Below are 17,753 nucleotides of genomic sequence, written 5' to 3'. Positions count from 1 at the left end.
AGGTCTCCGCTCACGTCACGGACTGTTCACAACGTGTCGAGGAACTACACCTAGAGGACTCCTGCGCGCCGGCGGAGTCTCTGTATGCGGGCGTGCACCTTCGTGCGTTCCCGGTCTATCGCGGGCCGGGAGCGCCAGGGGATCGCGCGGCGGTCTGGCCAGGCATCCAGCCATTGCTGCAGCACAGCTGCGGCCTTGTCGTAGTCGCGGTGCCTTTCATGCAGCCAGGCGGCTTGCGTGAACCACCAAAGCTGTGGTTCTCGGGCGTCGTACTGGGCCAGGGCCAGGGTCTTGTCGATGATCTCGTGTAGCAGGACCAGGGCCTGCCGTGTCTCTCCGGCAGCCTTAAGTTCGCGGAGCGCGGTGTGCCAGTCGTTGAGGTCCCTGCCGTGGACCTGTCGGCGGCGCATGAGCTCCTGGTGGTTGACGGCGTCGATGAGCCGCTGCGCGTCGTCTTGGCTCAAGCGTCATCCTGTCGTGCCCGGATGTTGGCTTTCGCGAACTCGATGACGGTGGATACCACGATGGACTTCTGTGAGGCGGTGAGCTCGCGCGCGCTCTCGGGGAGAACCAGGGCGGGGCCCTTGTCTTCGCAGTCGGCCAGGCCGAGGGATTCCGCGCAGGCCATGATGACGGTGTTGGGGTGGACATGCAGGCCCTGGGCCAGGCCTTGGATGGATTCGACAGAAGGGAACTGCTTCAGAGGTTCGCGGACCATGCTGTACAGCCGGTGCTTGGATGGCTGCCCGTTGCAGTCTTCTGCCAGCTGTTCGAATGATCGTGTGCCGATCAGTTCTCGTATCAAGCCGGGTAGGTTTCGGGTCATATGTGCTCCTAGTGGACGGTGGTTTTCTTGTCGTCGTGCTAGATCATTCCCGCCTCCGAGTAGCGGTGTCTAGTTGTCTGGCGCGGTTTCGCGGTAAAAGTAGGACAAGCACAGGCGAGTTCCGAGTAGAAGTGTGTTGTCGTGTGACAGAAAAGTTGCGCGCTGTGATTGCGCGGTTCCGAGTAGCCGGGTTAGTCTTGCCGTACCTGCCGACCACCGCAAAGAGGAAGCGCGAGACGCCGTGCACCTGAAAAATCGACCCGCCTTCGCTGCACTCGTCGGGACCAGCCCGAGCCACGTCATGACGGCTTCGGAGCTGGCCCGGCGAGTACACCGCACCCCTTCAACGATTGACCATCTTCGCGCTGGGCGCATGAGTTCTGTGACCCCCGGTCTTGCCCGGGCCATCGAGCGCGAGCTCGGTGTGAACGAGGGGGTCCTGTTCTCCCACGATGAGTCGAAGACCACTCTGAAGGAGGCGGTGATCGCATGAGCGCTGCCACCGTTGATGCGGACACCCGCTTGATGATGATGGACCCACACCAGGTGGAGCAGATGTATGGATATCGCTCCAATGGGCAGCCGTGTCTGTCCGTGTATGAGATCAAGAAGATGGCCCGTGAGGGCAGGATTCGCCATGTCAGAGGCCCGCGGAACGCGATTCTCTTCACCCGTGAGCAGGCCGAGAATATCGCTGAGGTCCTGACTCGCGCCCCGGAGGTTGAGGCCCCTGAGTCTTCCCGGGATCCGAAGGTTGAGCACGTGGCTTTCCGGACCTCGAAGCGCAGTCGCGCAGCCCGCCGGTAGAGGCCCCTGGAATATAGCGAGCGGGCGCCTCATCTCCCTGCCGACCAAAGCAAGGATCGCGCGAGACGCCCGCTCTTCACTAAACCACTCAGGGACCAAAGGCCATGAGCGATGCGACCCCAGCACCACCTGTAGGCCGCCTGACCATTCTAGCCCTGCTGTTCTCGACTAGTGGAATGCCGCAGCTGAGAGTGTTGTGCTGTGACAATAGGGTGTCGCACTCCGACACGAACGTGTTATAGTATTCGTGTCACGTAATCGTGATCCTGGACTGACCATCCAGGCGCAACCACTAAACCACACCAGACCAAAGGAATGACCCAGCATGCCACCAACACCTGCGCCAGCCTTCAACCCCGCCAGCCCCGGCGCTCTCATCGCCGCCGCCGAGCACTCACTGCGCACCGGCCAGACACGCCTGACGACTCTCTACATGCGCCGGGCCTCCCAGTTGCTGGAGAACACTCTCACCGGCGCCCAGGTGACCGCATGAGTCACGACACCCACACCCCCGAATGGATCGCCCGCCAAGGCATGACCCTCACCCATACCGGCGAGCTGGTCCTGATCGTCCTCACCGCCCTGGCCGGAGTCGCCGTCGTCCTGATCACCCTCCTGGCCACCATCGCCGCCTTCGACTTCCTGGGAGCCCCAGCATGACCGCACAGATGCACGACACCGTAGAGAACCTCGACACCGCCAGGTGGGCCTGCCCGCACGCCAACCTGGTCCTCCGCGCCGACGCTCCCCGCGAGGAATGGCTGGCCGCACGCCGCCAAGGGATCGGCGGGTCCGATGCCTCCGCGATCCTCGGCGTCAACAAGTACAGCTCCGCCTACCAGGTGTGGCTGGACAAGACAGGCCGCGGCACCGAGAAGGAAGAGACCATGGCCATGCGCATGGGCAACCTCCTCGAGCCCATCGTGGTCCAGCTCTTCGAAGAGGAGACCGGGATCCGCACCCGCCGGGCAGGACTCATGCGCTCCAAGGAACACGCCTACCTGCAGGTGTCCGTGGACCGGCTCACCGCCGACGGCGGACTCCTGGAATGCAAGACCAGCAACGGTTTCCTGTCCCATGAGTGGGAGGACGGGCAGGTGCCCGACCACGCCGAGCTGCAGGTCCAGCACGGGCTCGCCGTCACCGGCCGCTCCCATGCCTGGGTCGCCGGCCTGCTCGACGGACGCGAGTTCTTCGTGCGCCGCATCGACCGCGACGAGGACCTCATCCGGATCATCATCGAGCAGGGGGAGCGGTTCTGGCACGACCATGTGCTCGCAGATGAGGCGCCGGCCGTCACCGCCGTGGACTACGAGCCGTTGAAGGCCCGGTTCCGGACCGCGGACGAGGGTGCCGCCGTCACCGTAGACCGGACCACGCTGGTGGTACTGCGCGCCGAGTACGAGGCCGCCCACGAAGCTGAGAAGACCGCGGTAGAGCAGAAGAAGGAAGCCGCCGCGAAGATCCGGGAGCTGGCCAAAGAGGCCGACACCCTGAAGTCCCCGGAGGGGGAGGTGTTCTTCACCATCAAACAGAACGGTGTCTTCAGTGCATCTCAGTTTGAGAAGGAGCACCCGGACATCGCCAAGAGCTTCCTGGTCCCCACGGAGAAGCTCGACGCGAAGAAGCTGCAGGAGAACCACCCCGAGCTTCACAAGCAATACCGGGCCCGCACCCTCCGGCTGCCGAAGCTGAAGACCAACAGCTGATCGACCGACCAACACTAGACCACCACTGAGAGGACCAAGACCATGGCCAACGGCCTTAAGCAGAGAGTTCAGGCGAATGCCGGGAACCAAGTAGCGCAGCGCCAGGCGCCCCCGCAGGGCCTGGAGCAGACCATCCGCAGCATGGAGGCACAGTTCGCACTGGCGATGCCCAAGGGCGTGGAAGCCGCCCAGCTGGTTCGTGACGCGATTACCGTGCTCCGCCAGAATCCGAAGCTCGCCCAGTGCGACCAGACCAGCTTCCTCGGCGCCCTGATGACCTGCGCGCAGCTCGGACTGCGCCCCGGGGTCGGACCCCTGGGTCAGGCATACATCCTGCCGATGTGGAACGCGAAGGATCGCCGGTTCGATGCGACCTTCATCCTCGGCTACAAGGGCATGCTCGACCTCGCCAACCGGGCACAGGACATGGACATGGTCATCGCCCGCGAGGTGTACGAGGGCGACCAGTTCGACATCGACTACGGCACCAACATGCTCTCCCACAAGCCCGCCTTCCGGGACAGGGGAGAAGTCTGGGCCTACTATGCGATCTTCTACCGCAAGGGCGCCACCATCCCGACCTTCGAGTTCATGACCCGCGAGGACGCAGAACGGCACCGTGACAAGTTCGCGATGGCCAAGAAGAAGGACGGCACCATCGTCGGGCCCTGGGTTGATCACTTTGACTCCATGGCCAAGAAGACCTGCGTGCGGAAGCTCTTCACGTGGATGCCGAAGAACACCGACATTCAGAACGCCATGGTCGCGGACGAGACCATCCGCCTGGACGCCACACCGGGCGCGGATCTCGCGCACGCGGCGCAGCGGATCGAGCAAGCGGACCCCCGGGCGCTGGAGGCCGCGACCGAGCGGGTGGGGCAGGACATGCCCGCCTACAACCCCGAGACCGGGGAGGTCGCCGACGGTCCCGCCGATGATGGGTTGAACCCGCCTGAGGGCTGGGGTGCTGAGCAGCAGGGGGAGACGGCCTGATGTTTGAGCCTGTAGTGACGTATTGCGGCCGCCTCGGTGGCCCGGTGAAGTCAGGGACCAGCGACTCCGGCACGGATTGGGCGTCGTTCTCGCTGGCCGTGCAGCCGAAGGACAAGGACCCGCAGACTGGGCGCCTGGTGGACGGGCCGACCACGTGGGTAAGGGTGTCCTGCTTCAAGGGGACCGCGCGCAACGTCGCAGCGTCCCTGGATAAGGGTGACCTGGTGATTGTGGTGGGCCGCCAGCGGTCCGGGTCCTATGAGAAGGACGGGGTCACGCATCAGTCCCTGGAGGTCCAGGCGGATTATGTGGGCGCTGACTTGTCCCTGGATGCTTGGGTGAAGCAGGCGGATACGCCGCTGGCCGCGGGCACGGGTGGAGGAGGGTCCGCGCAGCCGGGTGGCTTCGAGTCCTATGGCGGATTCGCGCAGCCCCAGGGTGATGGGCATGCCCCGTACTAGGGGCCGTCCCACGGGGTCGGGGGCGGCCGTGGCACTTTCTGCGCATGTCTTCTCAGCTGACTGCCAGAGTGTCCACGTCCGTCCCTTTCCGTAAGGCTTCCGAGTGGCCCACGGCCCGCGGCAAGGCCCGTATGCGGCGCCGTAACCGGAAGCTCATTGCCCGTCTGGGGCAGAAGCAGAGAGACGCGGAGGCGCGCCGCGCCCCGTCGAGCTGATCAAACAGGTTCCTTAGCGGCTCGCACCCGCGACACGAGATTGAGAGGACGTGACGGTTGCCTTGTCACGCACCAAACAAAGGCCCCGGCCCCGGCCGCCTGAGAAGGGGTCTGAGAAAGGGTCCGGCAGAAGTTTCGGGAGGATCTACTCCGACATCTGGGATGACCCGGATTGGGTAGGGCTGAGCAGTAACGCGCAGCGGATCTATCTGATGCTGCTGGCGAATAAGGCGCGCACCTATGCGGGGGTGCTTCCTCTGGTGCCAGGCCGGTATCTGCGCACCAGCAGGGACTCCACCCGTGAGGACTTCGACGCCGGGGTCCAGGAGCTCACACATGCCCGGTTCCTGGTCATTGATGAGGACTCCCAGGAGATCCTGATCCGGTCCTTCGTCCGGCACCACGAGGTGATCAAGCAGCCGAACCTGACGAAGAACATGGTCCGGTCCCTGGACAGTGTGTACTCCCGGCGGATCCTGGATGTGCTGCTGATGGAGTTGGCCCGGTACTTGAGGGAGGAGCCGGAGCTCAAAGGGTGGGCGGAGATCGAGGAGGAAGATCCCAGGTTGTGGGTGGCGCTCTGCCAGACCATGCAGCGGTTGGAGGAGGCCCGGGCCGCTGGTGCTGACCCCGAGACGGGGGAGCTCGATGACCCGGAGGAGACCCACGGGAATGGGCAGGAATTCGATGATGAATCCGGCTATGAGCCTGTGGATAGTCTGCCTGACCGGTTGCCGATCTACGCCGATGAGCTCAGCAGCAGCGTCCCCTACTAGGACCCTTCCCGGATGCCTTCGCAGAACCCCAACTGGAACCCTTCCAGGAGCCCTTCTGGAACCCCAAGCGGAAGGGTTACCGGAACCCTTCCCGGAGGCCATCGGATGCCAGTAACCACAAGGGATCTAAGGGTAACTGGAACCCTTCCCGGAACCCTTCCGGAAACCCCACCGTGAACCCATGCAGAAACCCATGCGCGAAGGGATGCCGGATAACGAGTAACGAGGAACGAGTAACGGGGAACCCCTCCGCTCACCTCCACCACACTCATAAAGAGATATTTAAAAAATCATTCATTCATAAAGTGATCACATAACTACAGTGCCTAACCAGCCTGTGGAAAACGCTAAACCACCGGGAGCAGACCATGACCCAACCCCAGCCCCCCATCACCCACGGCAGAACCCCCATCCACCCCAACCACCGACTCGGCTACGAACGCGCCGAACACCTCGCAGCACTCACCACCAGCATCCGCACCGACTGGACCGAAAAAGGCACCATCACCCTCATCGAACCCCTCAACGCCTACTTCACCGCCACCGACCTCGCAGCAGCACTCCTCCTCCTCGCCGGCAACCCCAAAGCCGAAACCCCCAAACTCCTCCACCACCCCGGCCCCCACTGGGCACACCTACAAACCCACACCCCCACCAACGACACCGACAAACGCCCAAGCCCCCCATGCCCCATCCCCGAACACGCCCAGATCGGGAAACTCGCAGTCAACTGCCCCGCCTGCCGGAAATGGCAAGACTTCCCTCCCACCATCACCGCCGACGTGTACCAGCAGCTCACACCAGAAGTGCAGCACGCCATCGACCGCAGCCCCACCACAGTCGTACTGGACTAACCACGGCAGGCAACCCAGGGAAGGAAACGAGGCGAGAACATGGGTGTGTATCAGTTCGGGCTGGTCGCTCAGGAGCGCGAGAAGGCCACTCGTAGGCTTCGGGAGATGGAGAAGGAGCTGGACACTATCGGAAGCGTGCTGAGGCCGCAGAGAGGCGTCTGGCCACTATTGGGAGGATGACGGGTGTGCCGGTTACGGAGCCGCCGCCGGAGGATGCGCTTGAGCGTCGGGTGCAGTTGATGGCCGAGGTGGATCGGTGGCGTGGTGTGCGCCGGTAGTGATCTAGCACGGTAAACGTGTTATGCTTATCGTGTGCCGATTGACCACCGGCGCCGACCAACACTAAACCACACCAGGAGAGGCCCATGGCCACTGATCAACCTATTGCTGGGCGTGCACTCTGCCGATCGTGCGGGGTGTTCGAGGATGTCCCTGAGGATCTCGCGGAGCACTACACGCGGCTGCTGCGCGTCACCGGTGAGCTTGTCCCCGATGACCTGTTCCGTGACCTGGTGGACCGGCATCGCGCCGTCTGCCCTAACCCGGGGGAGTGGCATCCTGATTACCCGTGGCAGACCATGCACGTGTGTCACGGATGTCGGCCCCGTATGACCGGGATGTTCGAGTGCTGCGGGGACACGTTCAAGCTCATGGTGCCCGCCACCGAATCTGAGCGGGTGGCCGCGCATGAACTCGTGGAGACCCTGCAGGACTTGCACAAGCAGACCTGTCAGAAGTCCCGCACCCGGGCGGTGGTCCGGTGAGCTACAAGGACCAGCTGCGCAAGAAGGAAGCAGAGCTTGAAGTGGCGATGGCGAAAGCGAAAGCCGCCTACGCGCATGCGGACGCTATCCGGATCGAGATTGACGGGCTCCGCTGCAAAGCCCACGTGAAGGACATCGGCGGCGGCCAGTGGCTCTACTGCACGCTCCACAAGGGCCACCCGGGTCTGCACGAGAACACCGCCACCGGCATCATCCGGGAGGTCACCCGATGAGCGGCCCCTCCACCACGGAGCAGCAGCTGGAAGCGGCACGCAAGAGACTCGACACCCTCAACGCGCAGTGGGACCGCACCGGACTGCCGAACAAAGACCCCGGCGCGCTGTCAGGTATCCGACGGAAGGAAGCACCCGGTGCGCAAGCCAAACGCATCAACCGGACCACCCGACTCGCCCGCGAGGGAGTCGCCGCCCAAGAGGAGGTGCGGCGACTCGAGCACAAGCTGCGCACGGAGAAGCGAGAAGCCGAGCTTCGCGCGAACACTCACTGCGACGTCGACAGCCTGAAACCCGGGGATCTAATCCGGTACGAGAAGTACGGGCGCGTCACCGGCAACGTGGGCCGGGTCGTCCGTGTCAACGCCAAGACAGTCACCATCGCTGCCCCGCCCGGGTTCGACCAGCCGAAGATCCCCAAAGACAAGATCCGCGAAACCCGCACCGCACAGGAGACCAACCCATGAGCATCCAGGACCAGCTCACCAAGCTCAACCAAGCCCGCACCACCGCCAACCGGCTCGACATGGTCGCCGCCCACCTCGAACACGCCAACGCCCCCAAGGGGCTGATCGCGTTCACCCAGGGGCTCGGTGAGATGTACGAGGCCGACGCCCAGACCATCGAGGACCAGATCATCCAGTCCACCGAGGAGGACATCGACGCCGAGATCGTCGACGAACGATCCGAGAAATCCTTCGTGACCCTGGGCGGCAACGACTTCTACGAGGGCGACAGCATCGAGGACCCAAGCCTCAGCACCTACATGAGTCTGCCACCCGGAACCGTCGTCCAAGGAGGAGACGACACCGAGGAACGCTACCAGAAGCGCCGCGACGGTTTCTGGTATCGCCTTTCCGGGAACGCCGTGAGCAGTGTGGACCTGTTCTCCCTCGAGTACCACCACATCACCCTGGTCAGCCTCCCCACCCAGGAGGACCAGAAATGACCCAGCAGTACGTCCAGCGCCCCTCGACCTGGAATGACCTCGCAGTAGCGTGGGCAGCCACGCAGGACCACAGCACCTTCCACCTCCACGCCATGGCCGCCCGCGACTTCATCCACCGCGAACTCGACCAGCTCAAGACCGAGAACACGGCCTACGAGGCAACAGTCCAACGCCTCGAAAACGAGAACGAACAACTCAAGCGGCGCTGCGAGTCCTACGAAGAACAGGAGATGGGTGTCGCGGCTGAGTGCTGCGACCGCCACCTCTCCACGCACCGCACCATCACCGCCGACGAACTGCGCCCCGGCATGTGGGTGGCCCACAGGCTCAAGAACGGCCCCTGGGCAGCCACCAAGATTCGGCCCGGCAGCGAGTTCATGGACAGCGTGGAGTTTGTGCTGCTGTCCGAACCCGCAGAGGCCGCCGCCCCGGTGAAGGTGGGCGACAAGATCACCACCGCGGAGCTGCTCGACGCCCTGCCGGTGGGCACTGTCCTGCTCGACAACGAAGGCGACGGCGTCCAGAAGCTTCACGAAAACTTGGGCTGGTTGTGGTCAGCCGAGGGTGCTGACTTCACCACGGCGGCAGGACTCGCCAAGTCATACGCACCGCTCACCGTCCTGCACCTGCCGGAGAAAGAGACCCCCAGTGCCTAAGTACCTCGCTGAGACCACCAGCACCATCACCCGCCGATTCATCATCGACGTCGACGAAACCAAACTCGACGAACAGATCCCGGCTCACGGGGCAGCCCAGGGCGCAGCAGTGTGGGGAATCACCGCCGAACTCGGCGACGCCGTCACCCTGCACAAGTACCACGAGGAAGAAGCAGACCCCGCGCAGATCACCTCCCTTACTGATCTTCCCGACAACCTCACGTTCACACCCAGGGAAGCGTCCTTCGGCACTAAGGCATACCACAGGGTCATCACCCCCGACGGCCAGTACGTCAAGAACACCGACGCGCCCGTGACCCCAGCAGACCTGGCTGCAGCACCAGTGGGCGCCTGTTACCGGGTCGAAGAGAAGTGCAGGTCCACGAAAGACGCTCATGGCCGCTGGGCGTTCCATGGTCTGCTGGGCCTGGACTACTGGGAAGACCCACAGGGATTGCTGGAAAAGTACCCTGACGGGCGGATCATTACTGACTGCAATGACTCTAAGTGGGTTATGACCAGCCCGTTTACTGGTTCCACTGCCGCGCCCCGCGGTGAGTACACCAAACCGGGGCCCGAGGAGCCGTACCGGCCCACCAGCGACACCGTCGCCGAAGACTCCGCCCTCGCCTGCATGATCCTCTCCAAGCACGGCCGCAAAGCAGCCAGCGGCCTCACCGCCAGCGACTTCACCCAAAGTTCCCACCGGTTCATCTTCCAAGCCATCCGGGAACTCGACGACACCAACCAGCCCGTCGACGTCGTCACCATCACCGAGAAGCTCCACAAGGAATCGAAACTATCCCTGGTCGGTGGGCCCGAGACCATTCACCAGCTCGCCGGCGCGATCCCCGGCTCCGACAACGCCGACTTCTACGTCCGTCTCGTCCGAGAAGCCGCCGAAAACCGACGCGCCGGAGGGGAAGACGAGCATGCCTAAGGAGCGTCGCACTTACGACCAGGAGGGCACCTACGACGAGATCGTCCGCACCGACTGCACCGTCCACATCGAACGCCTCAATGACAAGGACTGGATGCTCGCCCTCAGCAAACCCGACGGCACCGGCGAGGTCTACGGAATCACCGGCGTCATCTACGACAACTACGAGATGGGCCCCAACGACTCAGATCAATCCGGGTGGCCAACAGATCCCGGGGGACCAGTAGAGCCCGTCCATACGGAGGCAACGAGCGATGAGTGAACACACCCCGCCTCTGACGAAGGCTCAGGGGGAGAAGCTCAACGCCCTCCACGCCGAGCACGTCATCCGAGCGCAGAAGGAACGTGAACACGCGGTAATGACCTGCGACCTACCGGCGGAATCACCCGAAGGACGCGCCGCAGCAACCGAAGCCGCCGAACTCGCACAGAAGACCCACCGGGCTCGCACCAACTTCTACGCCTACGTCAACCAGCTCACCGGAGGAGCCACCGGCACATGAACCAGCGATACAAAGTCCGCCGCGCGACGAGCGGGTTCCGCACCCTCTTCCGCCTAACCACATGGGATGTCTACGACGCCAACGGCAAGTGGCTGGGATGGACCGATGACTGGGACTGCGCCGTCCGGGGAGCCCACAAACTCTCAACCCTCGACCAGATCCGCGACGCGAAGCACGCCGAGCTCTTCCCCAACCCTGCCCGGGTCGACCCCGAATGGGAACAAATCAAGGCCAGCTACCGGGCCGAATCCGTCGCCGCGCGCACCGACTACGCCCTCACCAACTAGGAGACCCCCGTGCCTGAGAGGATCCAGCGCAGCCGGGCGAAAGGGTGGAGACTCCCCGTCGGCGCCACCATCGTTGACCGCTCCTCACGGTGGGGTAACCCGTTCATCATCCGTCCACGGCTCGCCACCCGACCCGACGACAAGCACGGGGCAGGGGAGACCATCCCCGGCCGGTGGGTGTACGACGTCATCAACACCGACACCGGCGAACAACGCCGCACCGGCGACACCAGGGCGTACGCCCACCAGTTCGCCACCCAGAAGTACGAAGAAGAGACCCTCTACTACCGGCTCGAACACGGACAGATCGACCTCGAGCCCCTCCGCGGCCGCGACCTCGCCTGCTGGTGCCCGACCGCCGACCCCGAGACAGGGCGAACGTTGGCCTGCCACGCGGATGTTCTTCTCGAATATGCCGCTCATCCTGATCCCCTGCAACTCGCCCGCGACCGCAAAGCAGGGAGGAATCCCAAGCAGTACCACCACTAATGATCGGCCTGACCGACATCGACCTCAGCGAAGACACCGATACCTGACCTAAGGACAGCCCACCATGCCCGTCACCCTGACCTTTGTCACCGTCACCTGCGACAACCCCACCTGCGACACAGAGATGCGCCTGGCTGAGAACGCAGTCGAACACCGACGCAAGACCTACGGCAAAGTGTTCTGCCACCCCTGCCTCAACCAGGGCAGCAGCTTCCGATACGGGAAAGGCAGCCGCTGATGAGCCAGAACGCAGCTCTTACGGCACCAACCATGAATGACAGCGACATCATGCGCATCATCATCGGTCGCCTCGAGAAAGCCACACGGCTCATGGAAGACAAGGACTACGGGCCAGAGCTAGATGAACACCTAGCCAAGGTTGAAGAGATTCTGACCTGGCTCACTGGAGTAATCGAGGCACGGAAAGAGCCAGCCTCATGAGCACCACCGAGTACCGGGTCGTGATCCTCCTGGCCGATGGGCGCCGGCAAGCCCTCGCCGAGACCCACACCCGCCGCGAGTACGCCCAAGCCCAAGCCGACCAGATGACCGGGGTCCACACAGAGGTGCAAGCCCGGAATATCAGCCCCTGGGGGAAGGTGTAGGCGTTTAGAGCATTAGACATCCGGGGCGTATCGAGGGCCCGTATCGGAGCGCCGCGTGTTGCAGGACCAACGACGTTCTGTAGATTCGCAATATGGAGATCAGGTCAGAAGAACAAGCCGCCCCAGTAGCAGACGACTACAGCGCACTCCTTGCCGTCACGCGCCCCATACTCGTCGGCATGATGCACTCGATTGCCGAGGAACAGATAGCGCCTCACGGTGACAGGTCCACAATGAAGTTGAAGCACTTGGGGCGTGTCAGGAAGAAGAGCGACGGAGACCTAGGTGTCGCCTTCGAGTACGCCGTCCATGATGCGGTAGTCCGGCAGGAACCTACGGTGTCCGAGAAAGTGCAAGACGCTCTGAGGCTGTGCAAGATCAAATCCGCAACGCCTCAGTCCATCTTGTTCGCGATGGAGAAATCGGGCGCTAAGCAACTCGTTGCTACTCAACGTGAGCTCATCACCACGGAGTCCCAGGTGATGAGCGGCGCTAGGGGTAGACCAGTGAAACTGATCCGCCACCTGAACCAGCTCGAGAGCGCATTCCGCAAACCGACAACACGTAACGGGCTTCCGAAGAGCATCAAGGGACTGTGGAAGGCTGACCTATTCCTGGGGGGCAGCGAAGTCGACAACTGGGTCGGAACAACGATCAAATCGCGACCGAAAGCTCTGGAAGGAGCGCCTGGTCTCAGGGTGGCGATCGTCCCGTCCACGCAGGGTGGCTCCGATCGCATCGTGATGGACAACCAGAAGAACTTGATTCTGTGCCCGCTGCCTTATGACTTCGACTTCATGCAGACCTTCTACGAAGGGCACATGATCGTCCAGGCTTTGGTGGAGACCGACTTCCAGCGGGTCAAGGAAGTTGACTTGCCGAATCCTGTGCATCGCGCCGTAGCGAAGGTCTATGTGGATAGGCGAGAGTTCTCCGTATCTGAGGTTATCGACTCAGTCGGTAAGTTTGCGCAGCCGCACCTTCTCGACACGCGTGAGAAGAACGTCACCACGGAGAGCTTCAACTCTTCCGTGGTGCCCACGACGACCACTGCAGTAGGACCGCGCCCCCTGTTCGGCTAGCGCTATCACGGCCCCGATTACCTATGAGGTAGCGGGGCCACAGGTGTCTCAGGGGGATCACGTCGACGGACGGGAGCGTCCAACCGCCCAGCGCTCGGTCGGTTCATGCTCGCCGCATGCCGACCCTGATACCTCACACTGAGGACCACTGGCCCGTCGACTGGTGGCACTACCAACTCCCCACGGTGATCGCGCACCAGGGGTACGGGTACTTTCATGTGCTGGTGGCACGGATCGCGGGCACCGGCGGGTCACCACAGACCCAGATCATCCCGTGTGACCCCGCTGGCCGGCCCCGCACGAAGCAGCGCCCCCTGGTCACCATCCACGGGCACCACGACCCGCTGCTGGCCCTGCAGAACTACCTCGACTCCCGGGCCTCCTAATGCTGGTCACACCATCCTCCGAGAACCTCCACGCCCTGCTGGTGCTGGACCTGCGACTGGTGAACTGGAAAGACGATCACCTCAGCCTGAACCAGAGGGACCATCCGCACGAGCGGGCGCGCAAGACGAAGCTCTGGCGGACCCTGGGGTTCAAGGCTGCGCGGCAGGCAAGTGTGCGGCCGCTTGAGGGTGCGCGTATCGAGGTCTGGTACCGGTATCCGGACAATCGGCGCCGCGAAGTCAGCAATCTGCAGAACCTCTCCAAGGCTCTGGTGGATGGGATCGTCGACGCCGGGGTGTTGCCTGACGATAGTGACCTGCATGTGATTGGTCCGGATAATCGGCGGGACCCGGTGAATGGGTCGCATCAGGTGGTGGTGCGTATTCTCGCGCTGTGACAGTGTTGTGTTCCTCTGTGCTAATCGTGTTATAGTATTCATGTTGCGCCTGACCAGCGCGACACCACTAAACCACCAGCCAAGGAGCACAACATGACCAGCACCATCGCACCCACCGACCACGAAGTCCAGCACGAGCGCATCATCACTAGCACCGTCAAGCGCAACACTGGTCGCCGGAGCATGACCTCCGCGAAGCTCGCTGATCGCATCGTTCAAGAACTCTCAGCAGAGGGCTACGCCGTCCACGAGGACCGCGTCCGCGATGCCGTGGATTACTCCACCGAAGGCGGATACTTCACCAACCAGGGAGTCATCGACGCCGTCATGGAAGCCGAGGTGGTCATGTGATCACCGACCCCCGGCACCCCGCACCCGCGACCATCACTCAGCCCACTCACTAGGCCAACCATGATGACCGCGACCACCACTCTGTGCGCCAGCGGTGACACCCCAGAAGTACAACTCATGGAGGTGGCCCGCATCTACAACACCACCGCGACGATGGGATACCCAGCCATCGACGAGGTCACCCGACGGCTAGGAATCAGCCGCCGAACCGCGCAGCGCCGCATCCACGACGCCCACGAGCGTGGCCTCATCCCCACCCTTCAACAGCGGAAACCGTCCCGCAACGTCCTGGCCATCGCCGAAGCACTCGACGTCACCCCAGTCGAACTCGCCGAAGCCGTCCAGAAAATCGCCGGCGGCACCCTCCGCATCACCAGCCAGTCACTCACTGGAAGGAGCGTCACCCCATGACCCTCCACGACTCCCACCGATCCCAAACAGCCGCCCGCCAAGAGGACCACACCACCGCACCCTTCCCAGGTCCGGTGACCCTCCTCGAACGCCCCACCCAGGCATGTGATCAGTGCGACGAGCCCACTACTAACACCACCGTCGACAACCCCCACGACCACGACACCCTCTGCGACTACTGCCTCGAGCAACGCGAATGGGAGAACCACCACCAGGAACACCAGTGCGACAACCCACCCAACCCCGACTGCCTCTGCACCCGAAACCACTGGGCAGAGAACGCCTGGGAGCACGCCGAGGACGCCTGGAAAGCCTGGAAGCACCCATGACCAAGCGCTGCGGCAAAGCCCGGTACAGGGACCGTGTCGCCGCGCTCATCGCCCTCGCCCGGATCCGCAACAGCCCCCGGCCGCCCCGCGCGAAAGAACCATGCCGTGCCTACCCCTGCCCACAGTGCAAAGGATGGCACCTCACCAGCAAGCCCCGAAGGGGGAACCATTGAGACCAGACACTGTGACGATCTATGGCCGGGAAGTCGAACTCGAACCCCTCGCACCCGGTGAGGTGGTCGAGGAAGTCGTCGTGGTCGCCAAGACCCGCAGCACCCAGCACCAGGAGGGTGTCACGGTCGCGTCCGTCGGCAACGACCCAGACACCGGGGAGCCGCCACGCATGTCCTCCGAGCTGAAGTACCTCATGGACCTCGGCGCCTCACCGGACCTCATCGCAAAGCGCGCCAAGCTCGCCGGCCCACATTCCGTGCTGCGCGCCATCAGGAAGGACGACGACACACCAAAGTGACCACGCTACACAACATCTGTGATGTAGTGCGGTAACTTCAAGGGTGAGACCTCATCTCCATACCCGCACCCTTGGAGGCCGGTCATCGTCGCCACACTGCGCCTTTGCCCCGCATGCACCCGCCGTGACCCACACGGCGAAATCGTCGACCCCCACTGCCCCATCTGCGACGGGGTAGGCACACTCACGCTCGGCGCCGCCGGGCTCAACCACTACCCAGCCCACGTGCTCGGGGAAGCCATCCTCCTCGCACTCGAGGCGAAGGCCCGGGTCGTCGACCTCGACGGCACCCTCTCCGACCACAGGGCGCAAGCGATCTTCGACGCCCTCGACCAGCTACGCGCCGTGGGGATCCTCGAGGACACCGCGCCCATGCCGGCCGCGCTCACCACCCCCGCCCACGACGACCCCGCCCCCTGGTTAGCCGCAGAGACCGTCCAAGAAGTCATCACCGGGCTCGACCGGATACTCGCCACCGCTGCCCGCTACGAACCCCAACCGGGGGAACGACCCCGACAACGCGGCCTCCCCGTCCTCAGCAAGCACGGGCACCCCTCATCCCTGGCCCGGGTCACAGACCCCGCCTCACCCTTCGGAGACACCGCCGCGGACCTCGAGCGCCGCCGCAGAGACCACCGGGCCGCCGAGCAACTGGTCACCGTCGTCCGCCGCACCTGGCGCACCGCCCTCAAAGAAGCCGAACAGACCATGGACACCCTGCCACTGGACATCGCCGCATGAGCGCCATCCTCACCACTGTGCACGGCTCCCACCTCTACGGGCTCGCCAACCAGGGCAGTGACCAGGACACCTACACCGTCACCACCGGCACCAACAAGGAATACGCCCGGCAGACCAAGACCGGGGACGACGACGCCCTGCAGCTTCACCTGCACCGTTTCCTCGACCAAGTCCGCGACGGAGTCCCTCAGGCACTGGAAGCCCTCTGGTCGCCAGTTGCTAAGATCCACCCCGACTGGGAGCCCATGCTGCGCGCGCTGCGCCCCGGCATCCACGAAGCCCGGGCCCGCTACCGACGCACCATCCTGAACTTTGCATTCAAGCACGGCGGCCGAACCGGGGCCGCCCGGGAACACGCAGACCGGGCGAAACTCCGCCGGCACGCCGTCCGCCTGACCATCAACCTCGCTCAGCTCACCGAGACCGGGAGCATCCAGCCTCGCCTGAACAGTGATCAGATCCGCCTGGTGCGTCACGTCGCAGCCCTCCCCGGCGACGACTATGCGGACACCCTGATTGCGATGCTGGAGTCCGCCGAGGGCTGGCCAGCGTGAGCGTCCCACCGCCGGCGGCTGGGGGCTGGTCTGCTCGGGTGCAGCTGGTCGCTTGCACGGCGGCCGGTTCCTCTCAGGGTGCGAGTGCAGGCCCCTCACGACACGAACCTTCCCCGCGGTCGTGAGGGGCCAATCCCGCCCCAGAGGATGAGCCCTGAGACACGCGGAGAGAGGTGAGCCCTCGTGGCCACAACACAGATCCCTGACGCCCTGGCATCCCGGGCCGTCGACATTCACAGCCTGGTCCCGTACCCCGGCAACGCCCGGCAAGGGGACCTGAACGTCATCATCGAGTCGCTGCAGGCCCACGGCCAGTACCGGCCCATCGTCGTCCAGGCCAGCACCCGGCACATTCTGGCCGGTAACCACACGTGGGAGGCAGCCAAGCACCTCGGCTGGGAGACCATCGCCGCAGACCTGATTGACGTCACCGATGAGCAGGCCCGCAAGATCGTGCTCGTCGACAACGCCTCCAACGACCACGCAGACTACGACACTGAGCAGCTGGTGAAGCTCCTGCAGGAGACCCAGGAGGACTACGACCTGACTGGCACCGGGTTCACTGACGAGGGGCTGCAGCAGCTTATCGATGCGCTCAACGAAGACGACGAGGATGAAGAGGACGAGGTGCCGGCGTCCAAGGGGGAGGGTGGCCTGGTCTGCTTGAAGTGCGGATACGACTGTCAGTCTGTTTCTACCGGGTTCCGCAAGAATCGGGGAGTCCCGGCCGCAGTGCTCTGACCCATGCTTACGATTGGCCCGTAGGGTGCCTTGGCGTTGATCTGTCGAGCCTGCGGTCGGGCGCGCAGCAAGCGCTGCCGCCGGATCGGGCGTGACCTAATAGGAGCCTGGAGCAGCCTGGTCAAAGCGTCCCCATGACAGTCCTGTCCACCCGCCGGCGACAGCGTGACACCCACGCTAATCGGCAGGAGGAACAGAAGCTATGGTCATCATAGAGACCG

33 protein-coding genes are annotated in these 17,753 nt (G+C 63.8%); 31 read left to right on the top strand and 2 right to left on the bottom strand.

The window, feature by feature from the left end; genetic code table 11:
- Positions 1-50: 50 nt before the first annotated feature.
- Both RH857_RS12630 and RH857_RS12625 read right to left on the bottom strand, forming a co-directional pair.
- A complete protein-coding gene (locus tag RH857_RS12630; protein WP_310538333.1) occupies positions 51-464 on the bottom strand; it encodes a hypothetical protein in 414 nt (137 codons plus the stop codon).
- Complete coding sequence (locus RH857_RS12625) at positions 461-826, bottom strand: hypothetical protein (RefSeq protein WP_310538332.1); 366 nt, start codon at positions 824-826, stop codon at positions 461-463. The genes RH857_RS12630 and RH857_RS12625 overlap by 4 nt, the downstream gene beginning before the upstream one ends.
- 489 nt (positions 827-1,315) lie before the next feature.
- On the opposite strand from RH857_RS12625, the gene RH857_RS12620 reads away from it, so the two are divergent.
- The 31 genes from RH857_RS12620 to RH857_RS12470 all read left to right on the top strand — a co-directional run bounded on the left by RH857_RS12620 (position 1,316) and on the right by RH857_RS12470 (position 17,532).
- Positions 1,316-1,633 (top strand): hypothetical protein, encoded by a 318-nt coding sequence (locus tag RH857_RS12620; RefSeq protein WP_310538331.1) that lies wholly within the window; start codon positions 1,316-1,318, stop codon positions 1,631-1,633.
- A gap of 325 nt (positions 1,634-1,958) precedes the next feature.
- On the top strand, positions 1,959-2,126 hold the full coding sequence (locus RH857_RS12615; protein WP_310538330.1) for a hypothetical protein: 168 nt from the start codon (positions 1,959-1,961) through the stop codon (positions 2,124-2,126).
- A complete protein-coding gene (locus RH857_RS12610) occupies positions 2,123-2,293 on the top strand; it encodes a hypothetical protein (protein ID WP_310538329.1) in 171 nt (56 codons plus the stop codon). Before RH857_RS12615 ends, RH857_RS12610 begins: the two co-directional genes overlap by 4 nt.
- Complete coding sequence (locus tag RH857_RS12605) at positions 2,290-3,342, top strand: YqaJ viral recombinase family nuclease (protein ID WP_310538328.1); 1,053 nt, start codon at positions 2,290-2,292, stop codon at positions 3,340-3,342. Before RH857_RS12610 ends, RH857_RS12605 begins: the two co-directional genes overlap by 4 nt.
- Positions 3,343-3,384: 42 nt before the next feature.
- Complete coding sequence (locus tag RH857_RS12600; protein WP_310538327.1) at positions 3,385-4,335, top strand: recombinase RecT; 951 nt, start codon at positions 3,385-3,387, stop codon at positions 4,333-4,335.
- On the top strand, positions 4,335-4,796 hold the full coding sequence (locus RH857_RS12595) for a single-stranded DNA-binding protein (RefSeq protein WP_310538326.1): 462 nt from the start codon (positions 4,335-4,337) through the stop codon (positions 4,794-4,796). The genes RH857_RS12600 and RH857_RS12595 overlap by 1 nt, the downstream gene beginning before the upstream one ends.
- A gap of 427 nt (positions 4,797-5,223) precedes the next feature.
- The gene (locus RH857_RS12590; protein WP_310538325.1) at positions 5,224-5,787 is read left to right on the top strand and encodes a hypothetical protein; all 564 of its coding nucleotides are present in this window, start codon (positions 5,224-5,226) and stop codon (positions 5,785-5,787) included.
- 368 nt (positions 5,788-6,155) lie between these two features.
- Positions 6,156-6,641 carry a hypothetical protein gene (locus RH857_RS12585; RefSeq protein WP_310538324.1) on the top strand — a complete coding sequence of 162 codons (486 nt, stop codon included), beginning with the start codon at positions 6,156-6,158 and terminating at the stop codon, positions 6,639-6,641.
- A 365-nt stretch (positions 6,642-7,006) separates the two neighbouring features.
- A complete protein-coding gene (locus RH857_RS12580) occupies positions 7,007-7,405 on the top strand; it encodes a hypothetical protein (protein WP_310538323.1) in 399 nt (132 codons plus the stop codon).
- The gene (locus RH857_RS12575) at positions 7,402-7,638 is read left to right on the top strand and encodes a hypothetical protein (RefSeq protein WP_310538322.1); all 237 of its coding nucleotides are present in this window, start codon (positions 7,402-7,404) and stop codon (positions 7,636-7,638) included. The genes RH857_RS12580 and RH857_RS12575 overlap by 4 nt, the downstream gene beginning before the upstream one ends.
- Complete coding sequence (locus tag RH857_RS12570) at positions 7,635-8,105, top strand: hypothetical protein (protein ID WP_310538321.1); 471 nt, start codon at positions 7,635-7,637, stop codon at positions 8,103-8,105. Before RH857_RS12575 ends, RH857_RS12570 begins: the two co-directional genes overlap by 4 nt.
- Positions 8,102-8,587: a hypothetical protein gene (locus tag RH857_RS12565; RefSeq protein WP_310538320.1), complete on the top strand. Its 486-nt coding sequence runs from the start codon at positions 8,102-8,104 to the stop codon at positions 8,585-8,587. Before RH857_RS12570 ends, RH857_RS12565 begins: the two co-directional genes overlap by 4 nt.
- Positions 8,584-9,243, top strand: coding sequence for a coiled-coil domain-containing protein (locus RH857_RS12560; protein ID WP_310538319.1), 660 nt, complete (start codon positions 8,584-8,586; stop codon positions 9,241-9,243). The genes RH857_RS12565 and RH857_RS12560 overlap by 4 nt, the downstream gene beginning before the upstream one ends.
- Positions 9,236-10,183: a DnaB-like helicase N-terminal domain-containing protein gene (locus tag RH857_RS12555; RefSeq protein ID WP_310538318.1), complete on the top strand. Its 948-nt coding sequence runs from the start codon at positions 9,236-9,238 to the stop codon at positions 10,181-10,183. The genes RH857_RS12560 and RH857_RS12555 overlap by 8 nt, the downstream gene beginning before the upstream one ends.
- A complete protein-coding gene (locus RH857_RS12550; RefSeq protein ID WP_310538317.1) occupies positions 10,176-10,445 on the top strand; it encodes a hypothetical protein in 270 nt (89 codons plus the stop codon). The genes RH857_RS12555 and RH857_RS12550 overlap by 8 nt, the downstream gene beginning before the upstream one ends.
- Positions 10,438-10,686, top strand: a complete 249-nt coding sequence (locus tag RH857_RS12545) for a hypothetical protein (RefSeq protein WP_310538316.1) — start codon at positions 10,438-10,440, stop codon at positions 10,684-10,686. Before RH857_RS12550 ends, RH857_RS12545 begins: the two co-directional genes overlap by 8 nt.
- Positions 10,683-10,973: a hypothetical protein gene (locus RH857_RS12540; protein WP_310538315.1), complete on the top strand. Its 291-nt coding sequence runs from the start codon at positions 10,683-10,685 to the stop codon at positions 10,971-10,973. The genes RH857_RS12545 and RH857_RS12540 overlap by 4 nt, the downstream gene beginning before the upstream one ends.
- Positions 10,974-10,982: 9 nt before the next feature.
- Positions 10,983-11,462 carry a DUF4326 domain-containing protein gene (locus tag RH857_RS12535; RefSeq protein WP_310538314.1) on the top strand — a complete coding sequence of 160 codons (480 nt, stop codon included), beginning with the start codon at positions 10,983-10,985 and terminating at the stop codon, positions 11,460-11,462.
- A 64-nt stretch (positions 11,463-11,526) separates the two neighbouring features.
- Positions 11,527-11,700, top strand: coding sequence for a hypothetical protein (locus RH857_RS12530; protein WP_310538313.1), 174 nt, complete (start codon positions 11,527-11,529; stop codon positions 11,698-11,700).
- Positions 11,700-11,903 (top strand): hypothetical protein, encoded by a 204-nt coding sequence (locus RH857_RS12525; protein ID WP_310538312.1) that lies wholly within the window; start codon positions 11,700-11,702, stop codon positions 11,901-11,903. The genes RH857_RS12530 and RH857_RS12525 overlap by 1 nt, the downstream gene beginning before the upstream one ends.
- Positions 11,900-12,067: a hypothetical protein gene (locus RH857_RS12520; protein WP_310538311.1), complete on the top strand. Its 168-nt coding sequence runs from the start codon at positions 11,900-11,902 to the stop codon at positions 12,065-12,067. The genes RH857_RS12525 and RH857_RS12520 overlap by 4 nt, the downstream gene beginning before the upstream one ends.
- A gap of 92 nt (positions 12,068-12,159) precedes the next feature.
- Positions 12,160-13,149 carry a hypothetical protein gene (locus RH857_RS12515; protein WP_310538310.1) on the top strand — a complete coding sequence of 330 codons (990 nt, stop codon included), beginning with the start codon at positions 12,160-12,162 and terminating at the stop codon, positions 13,147-13,149.
- Between the two features lie 116 nt (positions 13,150-13,265).
- Positions 13,266-13,535 (top strand): hypothetical protein, encoded by a 270-nt coding sequence (locus tag RH857_RS12510; RefSeq protein ID WP_310538309.1) that lies wholly within the window; start codon positions 13,266-13,268, stop codon positions 13,533-13,535.
- Complete coding sequence (locus RH857_RS12505) at positions 13,535-13,933, top strand: RusA family crossover junction endodeoxyribonuclease (RefSeq protein WP_310538308.1); 399 nt, start codon at positions 13,535-13,537, stop codon at positions 13,931-13,933. The genes RH857_RS12510 and RH857_RS12505 overlap by 1 nt, the downstream gene beginning before the upstream one ends.
- Positions 13,934-14,026: 93 nt before the next feature.
- Complete coding sequence (locus RH857_RS12500; RefSeq protein WP_310538307.1) at positions 14,027-14,284, top strand: hypothetical protein; 258 nt, start codon at positions 14,027-14,029, stop codon at positions 14,282-14,284.
- Positions 14,285-14,347: 63 nt separating this feature from the next.
- Positions 14,348-14,695 carry a hypothetical protein gene (locus RH857_RS12495; protein ID WP_310538306.1) on the top strand — a complete coding sequence of 116 codons (348 nt, stop codon included), beginning with the start codon at positions 14,348-14,350 and terminating at the stop codon, positions 14,693-14,695.
- The gene (locus tag RH857_RS12490) at positions 14,692-15,024 is read left to right on the top strand and encodes a hypothetical protein (RefSeq protein WP_310538305.1); all 333 of its coding nucleotides are present in this window, start codon (positions 14,692-14,694) and stop codon (positions 15,022-15,024) included. The genes RH857_RS12495 and RH857_RS12490 overlap by 4 nt, the downstream gene beginning before the upstream one ends.
- A 169-nt stretch (positions 15,025-15,193) precedes the next feature.
- A complete protein-coding gene (locus RH857_RS12485; protein ID WP_310538304.1) occupies positions 15,194-15,496 on the top strand; it encodes a hypothetical protein in 303 nt (100 codons plus the stop codon).
- Between the two features lie 225 nt (positions 15,497-15,721).
- Positions 15,722-16,237 (top strand): hypothetical protein, encoded by a 516-nt coding sequence (locus RH857_RS12480; RefSeq protein WP_310538303.1) that lies wholly within the window; start codon positions 15,722-15,724, stop codon positions 16,235-16,237.
- Positions 16,234-16,791: a DNA polymerase beta superfamily protein gene (locus tag RH857_RS12475; protein ID WP_310538302.1), complete on the top strand. Its 558-nt coding sequence runs from the start codon at positions 16,234-16,236 to the stop codon at positions 16,789-16,791. Before RH857_RS12480 ends, RH857_RS12475 begins: the two co-directional genes overlap by 4 nt.
- A 183-nt stretch (positions 16,792-16,974) precedes the next feature.
- Positions 16,975-17,532, top strand: coding sequence for a ParB/RepB/Spo0J family partition protein (locus tag RH857_RS12470; protein WP_310538301.1), 558 nt, complete (start codon positions 16,975-16,977; stop codon positions 17,530-17,532).
- Positions 17,533-17,753: the final 221 nt, after the last annotated feature.

It is taken from the genome of Nesterenkonia flava (genome assembly GCF_031432335.1).
In the GTDB taxonomy this organism is placed as follows: Bacteria; Actinomycetota; Actinomycetes; order Actinomycetales; family Micrococcaceae; genus Nesterenkonia; species Nesterenkonia flava.
This window is presented reverse-complemented; position numbering and strand designations above follow the sequence as displayed.